Source organism: Longimicrobium sp., assembly GCF_036280135.1.
Taxonomy (GTDB): Bacteria; Gemmatimonadota; Gemmatimonadetes; order Longimicrobiales; family Longimicrobiaceae; genus Longimicrobium.
Genome location: NZ_DASURI010000974.1, coordinates 1 through 2,105 on the forward strand (window position 1 = coordinate 1; position 2,105 = coordinate 2,105).

3 protein-coding genes are annotated in these 2,105 nt (G+C 71.3%); 1 reads left to right on the top strand and 2 read right to left on the bottom strand.

Features of this window, described 5'->3' with window-relative positions; all coding sequences use genetic code 11:
- Positions 1-81: 81 nt before the first annotated feature.
- Entirely contained in the window at positions 82-702 is a 621-nt protein-coding gene (locus VFZ20_RS31345) for an outer membrane beta-barrel protein (RefSeq protein WP_329687917.1), read from the bottom strand.
- Positions 703-737: 35 nt separating this feature from the next.
- Positions 738-1,295: a hypothetical protein gene (locus VFZ20_RS31350; protein WP_329687918.1), complete on the bottom strand. Its 558-nt coding sequence runs from the start codon at positions 1,293-1,295 to the stop codon at positions 738-740.
- 243 nt (positions 1,296-1,538) lie between these two features.
- On the opposite strand from VFZ20_RS31350, the gene VFZ20_RS31355 reads away from it, so the two are divergent.
- A complete protein-coding gene (locus VFZ20_RS31355; RefSeq protein ID WP_329687919.1) occupies positions 1,539-2,021 on the top strand; it encodes a hotdog fold domain-containing protein in 483 nt (160 codons plus the stop codon).
- Positions 2,022-2,105 lie beyond the last annotated feature (84 nt).

Below are 2,105 nucleotides of genomic sequence, written 5' to 3' on the forward strand. Positions count from 1 at the left end.
ATCCCGCAGGGTGCGCGTAGCGCCGAATGACTCAGGATGACGCTCCTGGGGCCTCCACTCAAGTGGGTTGGCAACACCCTCTCAGAAGTAGATCTGCAGCGACAGGGCGGAGGTAAAGGTGGAGATGCCGGTGCCCGAGGCGTCGACGTTCTCGTCGTCCGCCGGGTTCGTGGCGCTCAGCTCCGCCTGGCTGCGCAGCGCGCGCAGGCCCGTGTGCCCGGCCACGCTGAACTGGCGGACGGGGAACCACTCGGCGCCCACGGCCACCTCGGCACCCACGAAGTTGCTCTCCACGCGGTCTTCGAAATCCGCGACCTCCCGCTGCTGCGTGCTGGTGCCGGCGAACACGCCGCCCTGCACGTACGGCGCGACGCCGCGGGTGAGCGCCAGGTACCGCCGGGCGTTGATGCCCAGCTGCAGGGAGGTGTCCGTCTCCTCGGTGTCCTGCCCGTCGTCGTCGCGCTCGGAGTCGCTCAGGGCAAGGCCCAGCGTCACGCCCAGGTTGGTGCGCGCGCCCACCATCCTCCACGCGCCCAGCGTGGCGCGCTCGCCGGAGCCCGATCCCGGCGCGGCAAAGGAGAGCGACCACGCGCCGGGCCGCAGCCCGTTGGGGGCGAAGGCGGAGTCGGCGTCCTGGGCCCGGAGGGGCGCGGAAAAGGCCAGCACGGCGGCCGCGGCGGCGGCCAGGAAGCGAATCTGCATGCGTCGGTGGATGTCTGGTTGTGGTTGGACGCGGATCAGAAGAACAGGTGCGCGACGAGGCCCGAGCTGAACGTGCGAACGGCCCATCCATCCGCCTTTGAGTCGTCGCTCAGCGTGCTCTCGTTCACCGATTCCAGGTAGCCGGCGCTGGCGCCCACGTGCCCACCGATGGCCACGCGGCTGATGGGCGCCCACTCCAGCCCCAGGCCCACCCGGGCGCCCAGCTCGCGGCGGCGCCACTCGCTTTCCGCGTCGGGATCGACGTTCTCGTACCGCTGCCCGTACTGCTGCCCGTACACGCCCACCAGGGTGTACGGGCGCAGGTCGCCGTCCGCGCCGGAAAAGATCTTCAGGGTGGGCTCCACGAAGAAGCTCGTGTAGTCCTCCCCGCCGTCGTCGCCCTCGAGGCGCGAGACGTCGGTGCCGGCCTCCACGCCGGCGCGAACGCGCGGTGACAGGTCGCGCCACAGGCCCACGGACGTACCGCCGCCGATGCCCAGCGACACGGAGGTGGCGCGCGGCGCGTCCTGCGCGGCGGCGGGTGGGGCGGCCAGGGCGCACGCAAGCGCCGCGAACGGGATGATTGGCTTCACGGGAGGGTCAAAAAGGGTTCGTCGGTGCGGCGGAACGGGCATAGACACCCCGCCGCCACGCCGAATGTTTCACGCGGGGCGCACAGCTTAATCCCGTCCGAATCCGCTCGCCACCGATGCGCGGCTCTGGACGAGCGCCGCTCAGTGGGCTAAATGATTCCGCGTTCGCGGGATGGACCTTCAACGACCCGCCGGCCGGGGGATGCGCCGCGGCGTTCACGTAACAATCTGGCGAGGACGGCAATGGCGACGACGGCGAGCACACCCGAGGGGGCGATCCGGGCGCAGTGGCAGCAGTGGAGCGGCCGGCCGGGGGGAAAGGCGGTCTTCAGCTGGCTGCTGGGGCGGCTGGTGCCGTACAGCGGCACCATCGGCGCGCGGGTGGAGGAGCTGCGCGAGGGCTACGCGCGCGTGACCCTGCGCGACCGGCGCATCGTGCGCAACCACCTGCGCAGCATCCACGCGGTAGCGCTGATGAACCTGGCCGAGCTCTCCACGGGCCTGGCGCTGAACTACGCCATGCGGCCGGACGCGCGGTCCATCCTCAAGGGCCTGTCCATCGACTACACCAAGAAGGCGCGCGGCACGCTGACGGCCGAGGCCACGGCGCCCGTGCTGGAGAGCAACGCCGAGCGCGACATCGTGGTGCGCACGGACATCCGCGACGCGGCCGGCGACGTGGTGGCCACGGCCGAGGCGCGGTGGCTGGTGGGGCCGAGGAAGTAGGGGGAACGGCAGGGAATAGGGAACAGGGAATAGCCGGCAACTGCGGAAGGCCCTCACCCGCTCGCTGTCGCTCGCACCCTCTCC

Coding starts and splice junctions, on each gene's coding strand:
- VFZ20_RS31345 (WP_329687917.1), bottom strand. CDS start 702: ATGCAGATTCGCTTCCTGGCCGCCGCCGCGGCCGCCGTGCTGGCCTTT.
- VFZ20_RS31355 (WP_329687919.1), top strand. CDS start 1,539: ATGGCGACGACGGCGAGCACACCCGAGGGGGCGATCCGGGCGCAGTGG.